Raw genomic sequence first — 17,494 nt, forward strand, 5'->3', positions numbered from 1 at the left:
AGTATCCTCTCCTTATATAAATGTCGGATTTAAATCCAACGAAATTTCCATATCCTTGTAACTTTTATTTAATAATATTTTTCTTAAATTATTCTTAATTACTTCTGCATCGTTCTTCTTATATTTCATGGTTATTGATATGCGGTATTTCTTTTTAATTCTGTAAATATTGCTGTTCATGGGGCGGTATAGAAGCATCTTCCTGCCTGAAATCAATCCAGCCATAGTCTCTTTCAACTCCATATACTTTTTATCCACGAAAAGCTTCAACTTGTCTTCATATATTGAAGACACCGTTATAGTCATTATCTCTATGTAAGGAGGATATCTGAATTCCTTTCTCAAATACAGCTCTTTTTTTACGAAAGATAAATAATCATTGTTTTTTGAATCAACTATACTGTAATTTTCAGGATCATATGTTTGAATGAATACATTGCCATCCTTGTCACCTCTTCCAGCACGGCCACTTACCTGAGTGAGAAGCTGATATGACTTTTCATTTGAATTAAAAAACGGCAGGTTTATTGTCAAATCCGCAGATACGACACCCACTACTGTAACATGTGGAAAATGAAGCCCCTTGGCAAGCATCTGAGTACCAACCAAAATGTCTATTTTCCTGTCCCTGAAATCATTGTAAACCCCATTATAGTCCTCAATATTATTAACAGTATCAAAATCCATCCTTTTTACCCTGGCCTCTGGTATAAGTTTTTTAACTTCCTCTTCAATGCGCTCGGTACCTATTCCAAAACTTTTGAAATATGTGCTTCCGCACTGGGGACAATTATGGTCAATTTTTTTCGCTGAACCGCAGTAATGACAGATAAGATATCCTTTCATGCTGTGGTAGGTCATTGAAACATCACAATTATCACATTTTACAACATAACCGCAGTTTCTGCAAGATACAAAGCTGGAATAACCCCGTCTGTTCAAAAAAAGTATCGACTGCTCATTCCTGCCATATGCAGATATTAGCGCTTCCTTCAAATCCGTGCTGAAAACACCTGCATTGCCGCTGCTTAATTCATTCCTCATGTCAACCACTTTTATCTTGGGCATTTGTGCCCTACTTATTCTTTCAGGCATGCTGTGCAGGGCATATTCATTCCTTATTGCTTTCAAGTAAATACCGGCAAGCGGTGTGGCTGTTCCAAGAACAAGCTTTATACCACCTATTTCCGTAAGCTTTTCACAAACCTCTATTGTATCGTATTTAGGCGATGACGAAGACTTGTATGAATCTTCGTGGGATTCGTCTATTATGACTGCTCCAAGATTCCTGACAGGAGTAAAGAGAGCCGACCTTGGTCCTATGACTATATCACATTCACCATTGTATATTTTCAGCCATTCATCCATCCTTTTCTTTGATGTAAGCCTGCTGTGTATTATTGCAATCCTGTCTCCAAACCTCCTCTTGAATCTTTCAATAGTCTGTGGAGTCAGGGATATCTCGGGAATGAGATAAACTACAGATTTGTCTTCTTCAATGATATTTTCAATGATTTTCATATAGACTTCAGTTTTCCCGCTTCCTGTAACACCATGAATAAGATGTCTTTTAACATTTGAATTCAAAATGCTTTCTACGGTATCTCGCTGTCTGTCATTTATTATCACATCTCCCCTGTTCACAACCTTTGCTGCAGAAGATTCCGCAGATATTGAGGTTGAAATATCAACAAAGCCCTTTTTGCAAAGCTTGACAATCTCACTCCTTGTTGATCCGGTAATTTTTATCAAATTTCTTATTTCTACTGGACTATCTCTCAGTGCTGAAAGTATACGTAGCTGCTTGTGGGAATTTTTTCTCACATGGTCCTCAAAATCCTCTTTAACAAGGTGAACGGTTTCAGTGACTTTCTTTTCAAAAGACTTGTCTCTTGATTCAATAATCACAAGTCTGTTTTCAAAAGAGGTATTCAAAATTTCAAAAGTTTTCCTGTCCTTCAGGATATCAGTCAGTTTCTTCAAGGAGATCCATTTTCCAACAGGCAGAGTATCCATCTCAAAATCTGATTTACATGATTTATTAATGCATACTTCAATTTTTGACATTGGCGGATTCATCAATGAAAATGCTTCGTTGAATCTTGAAAGATATGTTTCTCTTATCCATTTCGCCAAAATTATTTTATCACTGTCAACAATGGGTTTTTCATCTATTACAGATATTATTTCCTTAACCTTTCCCGGATCAATATCTGCTGAATCCTCTTCGGACACTACAATGCCTACAATAAGAGAATTGTTGAAGTTCACCAATACCCTTCTTCCTGTAAGGATATCTTCACAAGAACTTGAATTGGTCTTGTAACAATATGCCTTGTCTGTATTTCTGGATTTGTTGCTTATGATAATATTAAAATACCTGATCATGCCATCACCTGACCATCAAATGAAATAAAGCTTGCATAGCAAGCTTTAGTCAATTATTTCATAATCAATTTTACCAGCGTAAAACTCTTCAACTGCAATGTTTACAGGCTTTAACTGTGTTGTTTTTATCAGTATTTCTTCACCTTCAACTATATCTCTTGCTCTTTTAGATATTATTGTAACAAGCATATATCTGCTTTCAACTTTTTCCAATAATTCGTCAATAGACGGTTTTATCATCTTAATTCTCCCTTATACTGTTTATTGTTTGCTTCTGACGATTTGCCTTGTTCTCTTCCGCGGTGATTATAGCTTCAATCTTGTCCACGGCGCTTTCTACATAATCGTTAACAATTGCATAATCATACTTAAATGCATAACTGAGTTCTTCATATGCACAATCCATCCTTTTGATGATTGCATCCTTGCTGTCCGTTCCTCTGGATGTTATTCTTTCCTTCAATTCCTGAAGGGATGGAGGCAACACAAAAACAAACACTCCGTCAGGATATTCTTCCTTTACCTTAAGTGCACCCTGAATATCTATCTCAAGTATTACATCAACACCCTTATCAATCAATTCTAACACTTTCCACTTCGGAGTGCCATAGTAATTTCCATAAACTTGTGCATATTCCAGAAAATCATTGTTTTCGATTCTGGATTCGAACTCTTCTGTGCTAATGAAATAATAGTTTACACCATCGACTTCCTTGCCTCTTGGATCTCTTGTGGTACAAGATATCGACAGTTCAATTTCGTTGTTTCTCCTTATGAGTTCCTTGCACAATGTGCCCTTTCCAGCCCCGGAAGGGCCTGAAACAACTATTAATAATCCTTTAGTCATTTTCCACTCCTTTTGCAACGTTATCTATTGTCATAAATCTTTGAGCTACAGTTTCAGGCTGGATGGCCGACAATACCACATGGTTGCTGTCCATGACAATTACTGCCCTGGTTTTCCTGCCATAAGTGGCGTCAATAAGCTTATTTCCATCCCTGGCGTCATTTATAACCCTTTTAATGGGAGCAGACTCGGGGCTTATTACAGCTATTACCCTGTCTTCCGAAACTATGTTGCCAAAGCCAATATTAATCATTCTCATACAATCACCTATTCAATATTTTGAACCTGTTCTCTCATTCTTTCAATACAGTTTTTGACTTCAACAGCTCTTTGAGTAATGTCGACAGAGCTTGACTTGGAAGCGATGGTATTTGCCTCCCTGTTTATTTCCTGTAGTATGAAATCAAGTTTTCTACCTATCACACCACCCTTGTCTAGGGTTTCAACGAGCTGTTTGATATGGCTTCTCAACCTAACAATCTCTTCATTGATATCAGCCCTGTCAGCAAAGAATACTATTTCATTTGAAAGCTTGCTGTCATCTATGGCATACTTGTCAGCCAATAGCTCGTTTATTCTGTTTTCAAGCTTTAGCTTGTATTCCTCAACTACGGTTCCGGCATAACCTTCTATTTCATCAATAAGAACATCGATTCTATGGGATTGCTTGATTATGTCATTCTTAAGCTCTTCTCCTTCAATGTTCCTCATATCTATAAGATCTTTTATTGAATTTTCAACTGCTTCTTCAAGAATCAGCCATGTTTCATCTTCATTTTCCTCTGATTTTCTTATTTCAAGAATATCCGGAAGCTTTAAATATGTATCCAAAGATAGTGCTTCCTCAAGGTTTAAAGCCACCGAAAGTTCCTCGACGGCTTTCTTGTACATCATTGCAACCGACACATTGGCTTTGACCTCAACATCGCTGTCCTTGAGCATCTCATAAGTGACAGAAACATCCACCCTTCCCCTGCTTATGCGTTTCTTTACCATTCTTCTTATTTTGTCTTCAAAGCTTCTTATATATTTAGGTGTTCTAATATTTATATCATTATATCTGTTGTTGATGGTTTTTGTCTCAACAGAAAACTTGATCTTTTCATTTGAATATTCGCCTTTCCCAAAGCCAGTCATACTGCTAACAAAATTCATTGACTCCTCCTGTATAGTAATTTTGATAATTATTTATACTATATCTTAACATCTATGATTGTAATTATCAATGAAACATTATAATATAAGATGATAAATAATTTCAAGGAGAAAATTATGGCACTAGACGGATTTTTCCTTAGCAGTATAGTTTCAGAACTTAGGGATACTGTTGAAGGAAGTAAAATAGATAAGATATACCAGCCTGAAAAAGATGAAATCATATTAAACCTGAGATCAAACCGTGGAAATACAAAACTGCTCCTTTCAGCAAGCAGTTCCTATCCAAGACTGAATACAACAAGCAAATCATTCAAGAACCCCCAGACACCGCCTTCTTTTTGCATGTTTCTGAGAAAGCACCTTACAAGCGGAATAATCAGGAAAATTGTTCAAATCAATATGGACAGAATTGTAATGATGGAAATAGAAACAAGAGATGAACTTAAAAGCTTTGCAATAAAAAGGATATACGTGGAAATCATGGGAAAACACAGCAATATCGTCCTGACTGATTCTGACAACAAGGTTCTCGATTCAATAAAAAGAATAGGTTATAACGTCAGCTCAAAAAGGCAGATTTTTCCCGGTGTAAAATATCTCGCACCAGTATTCGAGAAAAAAATCAATTTGATGAGAATCAATGAAGAAATGTATAATAAAACACTTATTGAATCAAATCAGGGATTAAAGATTGGAAAATTCATGTTGAAATCTTTCTACGGCATGAGCCCTCTTCTGTCAAGAGAACTTTGTCATCGAAGCCTCCTTGGAGAAGATGATTTTCTGGGTGAAATCGATGAAGAAAAAAAGGATCTTCTATACAGTAATCTGGAATCATTGAAGAGAAGGATAGAGAAAAGTGACTATTACCCTGTGATATACGCTGATGAAGAAACTGGAGAATACCTGGATTTCCACTGCTTCGAAATGACCCATCTTGAAAACAGGTCTCCCATAAAATTTGACAAGTCAAATGAAATATTGGACATATTCTATTATGAAAAAGCAAACTTCAACAGCTTCAAACAAAAAACATCAAGCCTTAGAAAAAAAATCTCAAACCTGCTGGATAAAAACAGAAAGAAACTCGGTAAACTCCTTCAGGAACTGAGAAAGTCAGAAAAAAGGGAGATTTATAAAACCTACGGCGATCTTGTGATAGCAAACATATACAGGATAGACAAAAATGACGAAGTACTGGAAGCAGTTGACTATACTAATCGTTCAAGGGTGGAAATAAGGCTGGATAAAAGGCTTACGCCTTCACAGAACGCACAGAAATACTATAAAAGATACAACAAACTCAAGTCGGCGGAAGAAAACCTGAAGGAACAAATTGCTATCACTGAGGAAAATATTGAATACCTGGAAAATGTATTGTACAATCTCGAATCAGTATCGGAAATAGAAGTGTTTGAAGAAATAAAAAAGGAACTTTACGAAACGCGCTATATAAATACAATGGACAAAAAGAAGAACAGAACTGGTAAAAGCAAACCAATCCGACTTGTATCAAAAGATGGATTCGAAATACTTATCGGGAAAAACAATATCCAGAACGACCTGATTACCTTTAAGCTGTCTTCAAAGGATGACTTGTGGCTTCATGCCAAGAATATACCCGGATCCCACGTAATTGTAAGGGCAGAAGGAAAGGAAATACCAGATTCGACAATCGAGGAAGCTGCTTCCTATGCCGCCTTCTACAGCAAAAACAGCAAACAGAAAAAAGTGGAAATCGACTATACCAAAAGACAAAATATAAAAAAGCCCAAAGGTTCAAAACCGGGCTTCGTAATATTTCATGAAAATTACTCCCTCATCATAGAGCCAAAAAAACCTCTATCGGAACAATAAGAACACTCTCACAAGTACAATATAAACAGTGAAATGAAAAACATATTACTGTTCCCGGCACCGGTGATTATGTCTGATTTTCTCCTGATTAAGAGAATTCAGCATAATTCCGAGGTCGTGAATTCGAGGTTCAACAATCAACATTATTGATCAGTGATTGTTGTTCCGATCACCTCTTACAGTTAAATGTTTTTCAACTACATTCATTCCTGTATCAATACCTGGTTTAGACCGTCAAGTTCCTCGATATGAACAGTCACCCTTTCATTTCTGGATGTTGGAACATTTTTCCCGACAAAATCAGCACGTATGGGCAACTCCCGGTGCCCCCTGTCTATGAGAACAGCAAGTTCAATCTTCCTTGGCCTTCCCTGATCGATTATGGCATCCATGGCAGCTCTAACGGTTCTTCCTGTAAACAGTACATCGTCTATGAGTATTACCACCTTGTCCTTTACGTCCATTTCACTTTCCTCATTGATATTGATACTTCCAACGTTGTTTACATCATCTCTGTACATGGATATGTCAAGGCTGTAGTAAGGCACGGTTTCACCTTCAATATCCTTGATGATGCTGACGATTCGCTTTGCCATTGGAACTCCTCTGGACTTAATGCCCACAATAACCAAATTCTCAATACCCTTGTTTCTTTCTATTATTTCATGGGAAATCCTGGTTAGTGCTCTTTTTATGGATTTCTCATCCATTATGAATGCTTTGGTTTTCATAATCTTCCCTCCAATATGTTTAATATCTTTCTGAAATCTTCAGGCAGTTCAACTTCAAATTCCAAGAGTTCACCTGTTTCGGGATGGATAAAGGAGATTCTTTTTGCATGAAGAAGCTGTCCCTTCATTTTGAACTCATTGTCTCTTCGTCCATAGACTTCATCTCCTACAATTGGGTATCCCTTGTATGTCATATGGACTCTAATCTGATGCGTTCTACCGGTTTCAAGAATCAATTCAATATATGTGTAGTTTCCAAAACGTCTCAAAACTCTAAATCTTGTCAGGGCATATTTTGAATTTTTCTCCGTTACCGCCATCTTTTTCCTGTTTTTGGGATCTCTTCCAATTGGCAGCTCGATTACACCTTCATCATCTTTCACATTCCCGTGGACAAGAGCCACATAAAACCTTCCCGTTTTCCTGTTTTTTATCTCTTCACTCAGGACTTTGTGGGACTTGTCATCCTTTGCAACAACAAGGAGGCCCGTTGTATCCTTGTCAATCCTATGGACTATTCCCGGTCTTATAACTCCGTTAATGGAGGATAAATTATCAAGCTTGTACATTAGTGCATTCACCATGGTACCGGTATAATTTCCAGGTGCCGGGTGAACAACCATTCCTCTTGGCTTGTTTATTACCGCAAGGCAATTGTCTTCATATACAATTTCCAAAGGGATGTCTTCCGCCTCAATCTTCAACTCTTCAGGTTCAGGCACTTCAAACACAATATGATCGCCTTCACTTAATATATAGTTCTTCTTCCTGCATTTGCCATTTACATAAACGTTATTGTTTTTAATAAGCTTATGCAGGTATGATCTTGATATGTCTTTGCACCTTTCCTTCAAAAACAAGTCAATCCTCATACCTTCACCTTTAAATTCAATATCTATCTTCATATCTTGTCCATCTCGTACTTGTCAAGAATAATCAACAAAGCCAAAAGCAAGGTTCCGACCACCACACATATGTCTGCAAAATTGAATACGGGGAAATCATAATATCCCCAAAAGTTCACGTCTATGAAATCCACAACATAATTGAGCCTGACCCTGTCCACAAGGTTCCCAAGAGCACCTGCAATTATCAGGTCCAGTGCAAAATTTGCTACCTTGTTGAATCCCTTGTACCTGATTCTGTAGACAACTACTGCAAGCACTACCATTAAGGTGATTACAATAAAAAACAGCTGCTGGTTCTGCAATATTCCAAATGCAGCGCCTCTGTTTTCAACATAGTTCAACCTCAAAAAATTGTCTATCAGAACAACCGCATTTGAAAATTTCAACAATTCCAAAACGAAATACTTGCTTATCTGGTCTATGGATGCAAGAAGCAATACAATAATAATATGCATAACTCTCTCCTATAACATTTCTATTGCTTTCAATGTTATTTTTGCACTTATCTCTGCTGCATACTTGTCAAAGTTTGCATACTTGACGTCGGCAGATTCATCTGCGTTGTCCGATATGCATCTTATGGCAACATAAGGGGTTTTATAAAGATGGCACACATGTCCAATAGATGCACTTTCCATATCTACGCAAAGGGCATTAAAGTCTTTTCGCAGCTTGGACTTCAACTCGTTTTTGCTTACAAACTTGTCTCCCGACACAATTTTTCCGACATGAACTTTTGCTTCTCCTTCAACAAGGTCGCTGCATATCCTGATCATATTTTCATCTGACTTGAATACCGATGTATCCATTCTCGGTATTTCTCCTTCCTTGTATCCGAATACAGTGACATCTATATCGTATTGCTGTGTTTCAGTTGATATTACAATGTCTCCGATAGAAACCGATTCCGCCAGCGAACCGGCAATTCCCGTATTGATAATTGAAGCGGCTTTGAAGTCACTGATCAGTATTTGTGTGGAAACAGCAGAATTTACCTTTCCTATGCCCGACCTCATGAATACTACCTTCTTACCTGCATATTCACCGCTGTATATTTTAAAGTTCAAGCAATCCGTTTCTACAATATTTTCTATTTTTTCCTTGAGAAGCAATATTTCTTCATCCATTGCCCCTATTATTCCTATAACCATACATCCTCCATTAAACATACTTTTCTAATTCCAAAACTATATTTCCTTTTTTGCTGTGTCCTATGGCTCCTGATATCTTATATTTCCCCTTTCCTCTCAACGACAATACATCCCCTTCTTCAAGAAGTCTGTTCCTGTTTACATCATTGCTCCAATTCAGCTTTACATTGCCCGATTTAATGAACTCCTGAGCCTTGCCCCTGGACATGTTGCCCAGGTTGGATACAATATTGTCCACTCTCATGGAAGAAGTGATTATTCTTGTTTTTTCAAAATTCAGCGAAAGGTTTTCTGCCTCTTCAAGTTCAACTGATTCAAAATCAATGCTAATATTTTTTATTCTCTTGAAGTTATGAACAATATGCTTTTCAATCTCTTTTTTTGCAATTACATATACATATTCGCCTGTAATGTAAATATCACCGATTTTGTTTCTATTAATACCTGTAGATACAAGAGCCCCAAGTATATCCCTGTGCGTTATATTCACATCACAGATTCTCCCTCTCAATAATGTAAAAAAATCCTTCAGGATTTCATCATATATCTCACAGGGCGCTACGATGATAGCTTTTCTTTCCGCATTTTTAGAAATACCAGTTATTAAATAACTGGTATCGCTGAAATAATTCAAAACCGATTCCCCAATCCTTGCCTCATTAGGGTAAAGAAAGTCTGAATCGTTGATCATGAAGTTGTTTTGCGCTCCATCCCTTATATCCAGGATTCTCCTGGCAATATGCCTGTCATCCTCTTTCAGTCCCTTAATATACAGTTCCAGATTTTTCATTTATACAAGCGAAAACAAAAGGCTTCTGATTACAGCCAAAAGCAAAAATGCTCCAATAGGTGAAAAATCAATCATTCCCTTGTTTAAGCCAATTTTATACAGAAGCTCTCTTACCGGATGCAAGATTGGTTCTGTAAGTTGATAGATAATTTCTGTAATCTGGCTGCCTCTTAAGTTTGGAATATAGGATATTATTATTCTTGCCAGAATAAGCAATTCTATAATGTCAAATACCTTATCCAATGTTCTAACTATTAAAATCATATATTACTCCCATGTAAATTTTTTCTTGTCGATATTAAATTTGAGTTTACCGCTTATTTCAACATCATATGGCGCTATAACAAATATGTCCGAAGAAACCTTTTGAATATTTGCTTCCAGCGCATATACCGCACCCTTTACAAATTCGAATATCTGTTTTTTCACTTCCAGTTCAAGTTCTTCAAGATTCAATACAATGGTCTTCTTCCTTTTTAACTCATCTATTACACCGGCACAATCTTCATATTTTTTTGGCGTAATGATAAACAGATCTGCATTTTCTTCAACACTGTATTTGTCTCTCGGTTTTGTCGTTTTGCTTTTCACCGTAGACAAACTGTCAAATTTACTTTCATATTTTGTTTCATATTTCATGTCATTCTTTTTATCATATTTTCCAATATAATCATTTTTCTTTTCTGTTTCCTCTATTTCGTCTTCATACTCATTTTCCAAATCAGTAAGCCCTATAACATCCTTGAATTTTTTAAACATATTACCCTCCTAATAGATTCTTTCGCCGAATATCGATGATCCTATCCTTACCATTGTAGCACCTTCTTCAATGGCAATCTTGTAGTCATTAGACATTCCCATGGACAGGGTATCAATGCAGTCACCTTCAATTGCCTTGAGTTGATCAAACAAGCTCTTCATTTTCTTCATATAGGGTCTTACCTCTTCAGCATCAATCATGTATGGAGCTACCGTCATAAGACCCTTGATTCTAATATTTTTCAGTTCCTTAACCTTGTCTACAAAATCAAATAATTCATCTGGACTTATTCCATGTTTTGATATTTCATTCCCAATATTTATTTCTATCAAAACATCCATGACCTTGTCATGTTTAACACTTTGCTTTTGTATTTCCTCTGCCAGTTTCATATTATCCAGGGAATGAATAAGTTCAACCTTGTCAATAATATACTTGACCTTGTTTCTTTGCAGATGTCCAATCATATGCCATCTGATTTCTTCATCAAAAAAATCAAATTTTCTTACAAGCTCCTGGGGCTTGTTTTCACCAAAATTCTTAAGATCAAGCTTCCTTGCCTCAATCATGGCATCCACATCTACTGTCTTTGTCACCGCTATAAGCGTGATCTCATCTTGGCTTCTATTGGACTTTTCGCATGCTTCCTTGATATTCTGTAATATCTCGTCCACATTCTTTTCCATACTCATAATATCACCTCAATATTTGACCGTCATAAATTTTGTCAGGATTTTCTATTATGCTGTCATAAGTTTTAATAGTATAATACAATTTTTCATCTATTAATATTCTGCCTCTGCTTCCTATACTGATCTTGTCCCCTTCTTCTACAATGGCATATTCGCTGTTTTCTCCTATTATTTTCAATGGTCTGAATTTTACAACCTTGTTTGCATCAGATACAAAAACCCCTGTTTTCCCTTCGTATTCAGTCATCGAAGCCTTAGTAACCTTAAGGCCTTTATACTCCTTAAGAATCAAATCAACATTAATATATCTGTCATCAAGATACTCATATAGATATCTGTCCACCATCAAGACCAAAAGAGATTTTTCACCATAGTCCTCCAAGCTTGTGACAGTACCATAAAGTGTCTTGTCGATTTTTTTTAATCTTATTTTCAAATATTTGTTGTCCATTACAAGTTCTGCGCTATCACTATCAAGTTCAAAAGCCAAATACCATTTGTAATTGTCGACAATCTTAAAAACCGGATCGCCTTGCTGTATATATGAATTCACCTGATTCACAAGTTCATAATCCACTTTTTTGATATCATTGATATTTAATGATTCCAGTCTATCCAGAGTATATTTCTGCTCCAAACCGTCAAAACAATAGCTGACAAGTCCACCTCTTGGACTGTAATAAGATATGCTGTCCGAAGATACGTTGGCATTCAAGGAAGCCTTCAATTCAGTCAATTCCTGTATGCTGTAGTTTTCATATCCAGAATAGATGTCAGTAAAATCACTGTTCATATTTGACACTGTTTCAAGAAGGCTGCCATAGTTTTCATCAAAAATCATATTTTGTATGTTTTTTTCAGTTTCTTCATTATATATTTTCTCAGAACTCTTGCCGGTTATTAACTCATTATTCTTAATTTCAATAACTTTGTCTATTACGCTGATCTCGTCTGAAATATCCTTTGAATTTCTATCATTAAACTGTTCTGCCACAAGAATTCCCGCTTTCAATTTTTCACCGTTTTCCTTATAAAAGCTGACATTTCCTGAGCTGTGGGAATAAACTGTTTTTTCATCCTTGATTATGGTTGCTTCTGCCTCTATGCTGTTTTCCACTATTCCTTCGCGAACCGTATAGGTATCCTTTGTAATTCTCCAATTGTCTACCAGATAAATTATGAAAGAAACAAAAACCAACAATAATATGAAGTTCAGATAATTAGTCTTTTTCTTTTTCTTTGCCAATTCCCCACCTCACAAAACAACATATTAGATTATAACATATCAGTTAGTGCTGTTCATGCTTTTTATTTCTTTTCATCAGCCTGTCAACTGCATCTTCCGCCTTGTGATCAGAGTAAAGCACCGCATAAAGTTCATTGACTATAGGCATTTCGACTTCAGATTTTTTTGCCATCTGATATGCAGCGTGGGTAGTGATTATTCCTTCCACCACCATGCCTACCTCTTCTGCAGCCTCCTCCTTGGTATAACCCTTGCCCAAAAGTATTCCCGCCCTTCTGTTCCGGCTATGCTCACTGGTACACGTTACAACAAGATCACCTATTCCCGAAAGGCCAAGGAAGGTAAGTCTGTCTGCACCCATTTTCTCGGCAAGCTTGGCAATCTCATGTATTCCTCTGTTTATGATGGCCGCTTTTGTATTGTCTCCAAATCCCAGACCGTCTGAAATTCCTACAGCCAGAGCAATAACATTTTTCAGTGCTCCGCCTATTTCAACTCCTATTATATCGGTATTGATATATACTCTGAAATAGTCACTCATGAATATATCCTGTACCATTTTTGCCGCTTCCTCATCCAGGGATGCTGCAACTACGGTTGTAGGCATTTCAAGAGCCACCTCTTCAGCATGGGAAGGTCCTGATAAAACAACAAACCTGTTTTCAGGCAGTAGCTCTTCACACACTTGGGAAATTCTGTACAAGGTGTCTTTTTCGAGGCCTTTTGCCAGATTGACCAGTACTGCATCCTTTTTGAAAAGTTCTATGTTACCGGTAATCAATCCCCTTATTTCCTGAGTAGGAACTGCAAGAACAATGATTTCTGCCCCTTCAACTGCTTCCTTTATGTCACTTGTGATATATACCTCTTCAGGTATTTTTATATCTGGCAGATAATGCTTGTTCTCCCTGGTTTTTTTTACAATTTCAGCTTTTTTTTCATTTCTGAACCAGATTTTTACATTATGGTTATTTTCGCTCAACAGCTTTGACACTGCAGTGCCCCAGCTTCCACCACCAAGAATAGATATATTATAATTCATAAGATCAGTCCTTTTTTTTGAATTTATTTTCTTCTCCCTTGAGGAGCCTGGAAATATTGCTTCTGTGTCTAAAAATAGCCATTGCAGATAAAACACAGGTCAATCCCAACAATTTTGTATCCATAGGTCTTACAAAGGCGAGCACTATGACAGGTGCCAATACAACTCCTGAAATTGAGCCGATCGACACGATCCTTGTCAAAACAATAAGAGCCACCCCAACAACAACACAAATCAAAGCTACTAAAGGATTGATGGGAAGCATTACTCCTATTGAAGTGGCAATGCCTTTTCCGCCTTTGAATTTCAATGCTGCAGGCCAGTTATGCCCCATTATTACAAATATTCCTGCAAAATACTGTCCCCAGATCGGATCAAGATATTTTCCAATCACTACTGCTATAACTCCCTTTAGTACATCCAGTAAAAATACTACAAGACCAATCTTAGCTCCAAAGGCCCTTACTGCATTTGTAGCACCCGCATTTCCGCTTCCATAGTCTCTTACATCCTTATTCAGGAATACCTTGCCTATTATTATGGCACTGGAAAAATTACCCAGGCAGTAACCTGCCAAACAAGCTAAAAATAAATTCATACTTAATCTCCTCTATTTTTTAGGGTGAAAACAACCGGTGTTCCCTTGAATAAAAAGTTTTCTCTTATTTTATTTTCCAGATATCTTACATAGGAGAAATGCATAAGCTCCTTGTTGTTTACAAAAATCACAAACTTCGGAGGACATACACTAACCTGAGATACATAGAGGATTTTCAACCTTTTGCCTTTTACAGTTCTTGGCTGGTTCATCAATACGGCTTCATTTATTACATCATTCAGCACGCCAGTAGCTATCCTCATATTTCTAAAATTATTGATTTCAATGATTTCATCCAATATTTTGTTTACCCTCTGACCTGTGAGGGCTGATATTGGAAATATTGGTGCATAAGTCATAAAGGGCAGCTTGTTCCTGACATCATCTATGAATGTTTTATAGGTTTTGTCGTCCTTTTCAATCAAATCCCATTTGTTTATAAGGACTATTATACCCTTGCCATTATCATGGGCATAGCCTGCTATCTTTGTGTCCTGTTCGGTAACGCCTTCATTCACATCGATTATCATTAAACATATGTCAGCCCTTTCAACTGCAGCAAAAGACCTTACAACACTGTATTTTTCAATATTATCATATATCTTTTTTCTTTTTCTTATACCTGCCGTGTCAATAAACACAAATTCATGATCTTTTGATTTAAAATATGTATCTATGGCATCCCTTGTAGTTCCTGGAATGTCACTTACAATTACCCGTTCCTGTCCTAGGATCCTGTTTATCAATGATGATTTTCCCACATTGGGCTTTCCTATGACTGCAACCTTTATTACTTCGTCATTGTATTCAGTATCACTTTCTTCCGGAAAATTTTCTATGATAACGTCAAGCAAGTCTCCAAGACCCAGTGCCTCGGTAGAGGATATGGATACAGGGTCACCAATGCCTAGTTCATAAAACTCAAAAATGTTGCCTTCGTCGACGAACTTGTCCATTTTATTGCATGCCAATATAACTTTCTTCTTTGATTTTCTCAACATTTCAGCAACATCCCTGTCTGCAGATGTCACTCCGTTTTTTCCATCTACGAGAAACAATATTATATCAGCTGTGTCTATAGCCACTTCCGCCTGTCTCTTCATCTGTTTCAGGATAATATCTTCACTTGCAGGCTCTATGCCTCCTGTATCTATCAAGGTGAAATACTTGTTTAGCCATTCAGCCTCTGCATAGATTCTATCCCTGGTAACACCAGGGGTGTCCTCTGTAATTGCTATCCTTTTTCCCGCTATTCTGTTGAACAAGGTGGATTTCCCGACATTAGGCCTTCCCACTATTGCTACAATAGGTCTACTCATTATTACACTCTCCAATTATTTCATTAATCAAACTGTATCCATTTACTTCTACAGGTATTATTCTTGCACCCAGTTCATTTTCCACTTCTTCAAGCATCAAGTCGTCCAGAAAAATATCCTCGTCGCTTTTCAACATGTCCCTTGGAATCAAAAGGGTGCTTTTCACTCTGCCTTTCAGCTGTTTAATTATGTCTTCTCCGGTAACAAGTCCTGATACAGTAACCTCTTCGCCGAAAAATTCATTTTTTATTTCAAAAACTTCTATTGACAGGCCCTTGAATCTTTCAACAATTCTTAAGCCAATATTCTTCATAAATTCGTATGACAATACTCCCGTCGCCATTGAAACCTTATTGCATGCATTTTCTTTCTCATCAAATTCGATTTCTTCCAAAGCATCATCGACTTCTCTTTCAAACTGTCTTGCCATCCCTACACCATTTTCAATCAGTGTAAAGTCTTCATATTCAGCATATCCCGGAAGCTCCACTTTGCCTTTTATATAAAATTCGTCGCTTAAATAGACAAACCTTGTTCCTATCTCTTCAAGATACTTCTTTTGATAAGTTTCAACCTGGTCTATTGCATATCTTGATTCCTCGACGGTAAATCCTCTGATTTCTTCAAGACCATCCCTGTGCTTTGTAAGACCTACCGGTACTATGGCAACACTTCTTACAGTTGGATAGCAGCCCATCAAATCCTCAATGGTATTCTCCAGGTCCTCCCTGTCATTGAATTCAGGAACAAGTACTATCTGACAGTCTATTGTGATGTTTGTATTCTGAAACCGCTTTATTATTTCAAGTACATTGCCCCCTGCTTCATTTTTAAGCATCCTTTTTCTTATATCAGGATTTGTTGAATGTACAGATATTTTAATGGGACTTATGCCATATTCGATAATCTTGTCAAGTTCCTCTTCCTTCATGTTTGTCATGGTGAGAAAGTTTCCAAGTAGAAATGAAAGCCTGGAGTCATCATCCTTGAGATAGAGCGACTTCCTCATTCCTTTCGGGAGCTGGTCGATGAAGCAGAATACACATTTATTGCTGCATGTTTTCACCTTGTCCATCAAGGAATTTTCATACACTATACCCAATGTTTCATCTGTTTCCTTTTCAATTTCAAGTACCCATATTTCTCCGGATTTCTTTTCGATTTCCAGCTCAATATAATCATTTGTTTCCAGGAATCTATATTCTATGCAGTCACTAACCTCTACACCGTTTATACTTATAAGGTAGTCACCCTTTTCGACACCTAGTTCCTGACTTATACTTCCGTCAAGAACATCTATTATTCGATTTTTTTCCATTGTTTCTCCTGTTTCTCCTTACTTCATCTGCAATAATTACCTTTATTGTTATAACTTCCTTCTTTCCCAAGCAAGACAAAAAACCATCCTGCTTCATAAACAAAAAAGCCAGATTACCCGGCTTCATCATCAACTAAATCAATAATAGATCAGTGTGAACCCAACAGTTTTAGGTTAATTACCGTTAATCAATTTTTTCAGCTCGTCCATAAAGGTATTAATGTCCTTGAATTGTCTATAGACAGATGCAAATCTTACATATGCCACATCATCAAGGTTTTTTAATTCTTCCATAACCAGCTCGCCAATCCTGTCGGATGTTATTTCATTATCAAGAGAATTCTGAAGTTTCTTCTCAATATTGTCCGTAATTCTTTCAATCTCCTTAAGGGGAACCGGCCTTTTTTCACAAGCCCTTATTATTCCATTAAGCATCTTGGTTCTGTCAAACACTTCTCTGGTCTTGTCTTTTTTCACTACGATGAGCTGTATGTTTTCAATCTTTTCGTAAGTTGTAAATCTTTTTCCACAACTCATACATTCTCTTCTTCTTCTTATTGTATGGCCTTCATCTGTTGGTCTCGTATCTATAACCTTTGTTTCTTCATTTTCACAAAATGGACATTTCATATAAATCCTCCGGAAGCACCTCAAAAAGAACTGAACGCCTCAGTCCTTTCATAGGTTTT

General features: G+C 37.0%; 20 protein-coding genes. 1 reads left to right on the forward strand and 19 read right to left on the reverse strand.

Annotation, left to right across the window (positions count from 1 at the left end; translation table 11 throughout):
• Positions 1–12: 12 nt before the first annotated feature.
• The 5 genes from priA to BUB05_RS04650 are packed head-to-tail and all read right to left on the reverse strand — an operon-like array spanning position 13 to position 4,390.
• Positions 13–2,388 carry a replication restart helicase PriA gene (priA, locus tag BUB05_RS04630; protein WP_073047889.1) on the reverse strand — a complete coding sequence of 792 codons (2,376 nt, stop codon included), beginning with the start codon at positions 2,386–2,388 and terminating at the stop codon, positions 13–15.
• A 45-nt stretch (positions 2,389–2,433) separates the two neighbouring features.
• A complete protein-coding gene (gene rpoZ / locus BUB05_RS04635; RefSeq protein ID WP_073047892.1) occupies positions 2,434–2,628 on the reverse strand; it encodes a DNA-directed RNA polymerase subunit omega in 195 nt (64 codons plus the stop codon).
• Position 2,629: 1 nt separating this feature from the next.
• Positions 2,630–3,235: a guanylate kinase gene (gene gmk, locus BUB05_RS04640; RefSeq protein WP_073047895.1), complete on the reverse strand. Its 606-nt coding sequence runs from the start codon at positions 3,233–3,235 to the stop codon at positions 2,630–2,632.
• Positions 3,228–3,494: an extracellular matrix/biofilm regulator RemA gene (remA, locus tag BUB05_RS04645; protein ID WP_073047898.1), complete on the reverse strand. Its 267-nt coding sequence runs from the start codon at positions 3,492–3,494 to the stop codon at positions 3,228–3,230. Before remA ends, gmk begins: the two co-directional genes overlap by 8 nt.
• 8 nt (positions 3,495–3,502) lie before the next feature.
• A complete protein-coding gene (locus BUB05_RS04650; RefSeq protein WP_073047901.1) occupies positions 3,503–4,390 on the reverse strand; it encodes a YicC/YloC family endoribonuclease in 888 nt (295 codons plus the stop codon).
• Positions 4,391–4,507: 117 nt separating this feature from the next.
• On the opposite strand from BUB05_RS04650, the gene BUB05_RS04655 reads away from it, so the two are divergent.
• Complete coding sequence (locus BUB05_RS04655) at positions 4,508–6,250, forward strand: Rqc2 family fibronectin-binding protein (RefSeq protein ID WP_073047904.1); 1,743 nt, start codon at positions 4,508–4,510, stop codon at positions 6,248–6,250.
• Positions 6,251–6,453: 203 nt separating this feature from the next.
• Here the strand turns inward: BUB05_RS04655 and pyrR are convergent, their stop codons facing one another.
• The 14 genes from pyrR to nrdR all read right to left on the reverse strand — a co-directional run bounded on the left by pyrR (position 6,454) and on the right by nrdR (position 17,435).
• Complete coding sequence (gene pyrR / locus BUB05_RS04660; protein ID WP_073047907.1) at positions 6,454–6,981, reverse strand: bifunctional pyr operon transcriptional regulator/uracil phosphoribosyltransferase PyrR; 528 nt, start codon at positions 6,979–6,981, stop codon at positions 6,454–6,456.
• On the reverse strand, positions 6,978–7,886 hold the full coding sequence (locus BUB05_RS04665) for an RluA family pseudouridine synthase (RefSeq protein WP_073047910.1): 909 nt from the start codon (positions 7,884–7,886) through the stop codon (positions 6,978–6,980). Before BUB05_RS04665 ends, pyrR begins: the two co-directional genes overlap by 4 nt.
• Positions 7,883–8,344, reverse strand: coding sequence for a signal peptidase II (gene lspA / locus BUB05_RS04670; RefSeq protein WP_073047912.1), 462 nt, complete (start codon positions 8,342–8,344; stop codon positions 7,883–7,885). The genes BUB05_RS04665 and lspA overlap by 4 nt, the downstream gene beginning before the upstream one ends.
• Before the next feature lie 9 nt (positions 8,345–8,353).
• Entirely contained in the window at positions 8,354–9,040 is a 687-nt protein-coding gene (locus BUB05_RS04675) for a 5'-methylthioadenosine/adenosylhomocysteine nucleosidase (RefSeq protein ID WP_094762709.1), read from the reverse strand.
• 10 nt (positions 9,041–9,050) lie between these two features.
• A complete protein-coding gene (locus BUB05_RS04680; RefSeq protein WP_073047918.1) occupies positions 9,051–9,830 on the reverse strand; it encodes a YlmH/Sll1252 family protein in 780 nt (259 codons plus the stop codon).
• Positions 9,831–10,094, reverse strand: a complete 264-nt coding sequence (locus BUB05_RS04685; protein WP_073047921.1) for a YggT family protein — start codon at positions 10,092–10,094, stop codon at positions 9,831–9,833.
• Between the two features lie 3 nt (positions 10,095–10,097).
• Positions 10,098–10,589, reverse strand: a complete 492-nt coding sequence (gene sepF, locus BUB05_RS04690; protein WP_073047923.1) for a cell division protein SepF — start codon at positions 10,587–10,589, stop codon at positions 10,098–10,100.
• Between the two features lie 9 nt (positions 10,590–10,598).
• Positions 10,599–11,282: a YggS family pyridoxal phosphate-dependent enzyme gene (locus tag BUB05_RS04695; protein ID WP_073047926.1), complete on the reverse strand. Its 684-nt coding sequence runs from the start codon at positions 11,280–11,282 to the stop codon at positions 10,599–10,601.
• A 4-nt stretch (positions 11,283–11,286) separates the two neighbouring features.
• Positions 11,287–12,528: a biotin/lipoyl attachment domain-containing protein gene (locus BUB05_RS04700; RefSeq protein WP_073047929.1), complete on the reverse strand. Its 1,242-nt coding sequence runs from the start codon at positions 12,526–12,528 to the stop codon at positions 11,287–11,289.
• A gap of 43 nt (positions 12,529–12,571) precedes the next feature.
• Complete coding sequence (locus BUB05_RS04705) at positions 12,572–13,570, reverse strand: NAD(P)H-dependent glycerol-3-phosphate dehydrogenase (protein WP_073047932.1); 999 nt, start codon at positions 13,568–13,570, stop codon at positions 12,572–12,574.
• Positions 13,571–13,574: 4 nt separating this feature from the next.
• Positions 13,575–14,168, reverse strand: a complete 594-nt coding sequence (gene plsY, locus BUB05_RS04710) for a glycerol-3-phosphate 1-O-acyltransferase PlsY (protein WP_073047934.1) — start codon at positions 14,166–14,168, stop codon at positions 13,575–13,577.
• Positions 14,169–14,170: 2 nt separating this feature from the next.
• The gene (gene der / locus BUB05_RS04715; RefSeq protein WP_073047936.1) at positions 14,171–15,487 is read right to left on the reverse strand and encodes a ribosome biogenesis GTPase Der; all 1,317 of its coding nucleotides are present in this window, start codon (positions 15,485–15,487) and stop codon (positions 14,171–14,173) included.
• Positions 15,480–16,805 (reverse strand): DUF512 domain-containing protein, encoded by a 1,326-nt coding sequence (locus BUB05_RS04720; RefSeq protein WP_073047939.1) that lies wholly within the window; start codon positions 16,803–16,805, stop codon positions 15,480–15,482. Before BUB05_RS04720 ends, der begins: the two co-directional genes overlap by 8 nt.
• Before the next feature lie 174 nt (positions 16,806–16,979).
• Complete coding sequence (gene nrdR / locus BUB05_RS04725) at positions 16,980–17,435, reverse strand: transcriptional regulator NrdR (RefSeq protein ID WP_073047942.1); 456 nt, start codon at positions 17,433–17,435, stop codon at positions 16,980–16,982.
• Between the last annotated feature and the right edge of the window lie 59 nt (positions 17,436–17,494).

It is taken from the genome of Dethiosulfatibacter aminovorans DSM 17477, from assembly GCF_900142005.1.
GTDB classification, from domain to species: domain Bacteria; phylum Bacillota; class Clostridia; order Tissierellales; family Dethiosulfatibacteraceae; genus Dethiosulfatibacter; species Dethiosulfatibacter aminovorans.

Coding starts and splice junctions, on each gene's coding strand:
- priA (WP_073047889.1), bottom strand. CDS start 2,388: ATGATCAGGTATTTTAATATTATCATAAGCAACAAATCCAGAAATACA.
- rpoZ (WP_073047892.1), bottom strand. CDS start 2,628: ATGATAAAACCGTCTATTGACGAATTATTGGAAAAAGTTGAAAGCAGA.
- gmk (WP_073047895.1), bottom strand. CDS start 3,235: ATGACTAAAGGATTATTAATAGTTGTTTCAGGCCCTTCCGGGGCTGGA.
- remA (WP_073047898.1), bottom strand. CDS start 3,494: ATGAGAATGATTAATATTGGCTTTGGCAACATAGTTTCGGAAGACAGG.
- BUB05_RS04650 (WP_073047901.1), bottom strand. CDS start 4,390: ATGAATTTTGTTAGCAGTATGACTGGCTTTGGGAAAGGCGAATATTCA.
- BUB05_RS04655 (WP_073047904.1), top strand. CDS start 4,508: ATGGCACTAGACGGATTTTTCCTTAGCAGTATAGTTTCAGAACTTAGG.
- pyrR (WP_073047907.1), bottom strand. CDS start 6,981: ATGAAAACCAAAGCATTCATAATGGATGAGAAATCCATAAAAAGAGCA.
- BUB05_RS04665 (WP_073047910.1), bottom strand. CDS start 7,886: ATGAAGATAGATATTGAATTTAAAGGTGAAGGTATGAGGATTGACTTG.
- lspA (WP_073047912.1), bottom strand. CDS start 8,344: ATGCATATTATTATTGTATTGCTTCTTGCATCCATAGACCAGATAAGC.
- BUB05_RS04675 (WP_094762709.1), bottom strand. CDS start 9,040: ATGGTTATAGGAATAATAGGGGCAATGGATGAAGAAATATTGCTTCTC.
- BUB05_RS04680 (WP_073047918.1), bottom strand. CDS start 9,830: ATGAAAAATCTGGAACTGTATATTAAGGGACTGAAAGAGGATGACAGG.
- BUB05_RS04685 (WP_073047921.1), bottom strand. CDS start 10,094: ATGATTTTAATAGTTAGAACATTGGATAAGGTATTTGACATTATAGAA.
- sepF (WP_073047923.1), bottom strand. CDS start 10,589: ATGTTTAAAAAATTCAAGGATGTTATAGGGCTTACTGATTTGGAAAAT.
- BUB05_RS04695 (WP_073047926.1), bottom strand. CDS start 11,282: ATGAGTATGGAAAAGAATGTGGACGAGATATTACAGAATATCAAGGAA.
- BUB05_RS04705 (WP_073047932.1), bottom strand. CDS start 13,570: ATGAATTATAATATATCTATTCTTGGTGGTGGAAGCTGGGGCACTGCA.
- plsY (WP_073047934.1), bottom strand. CDS start 14,168: ATGAATTTATTTTTAGCTTGTTTGGCAGGTTACTGCCTGGGTAATTTT.
- der (WP_073047936.1), bottom strand. CDS start 15,487: ATGAGTAGACCTATTGTAGCAATAGTGGGAAGGCCTAATGTCGGGAAA.
- BUB05_RS04720 (WP_073047939.1), bottom strand. CDS start 16,805: ATGGAAAAAAATCGAATAATAGATGTTCTTGACGGAAGTATAAGTCAG.
- nrdR (WP_073047942.1), bottom strand. CDS start 17,435: ATGAAATGTCCATTTTGTGAAAATGAAGAAACAAAGGTTATAGATACG.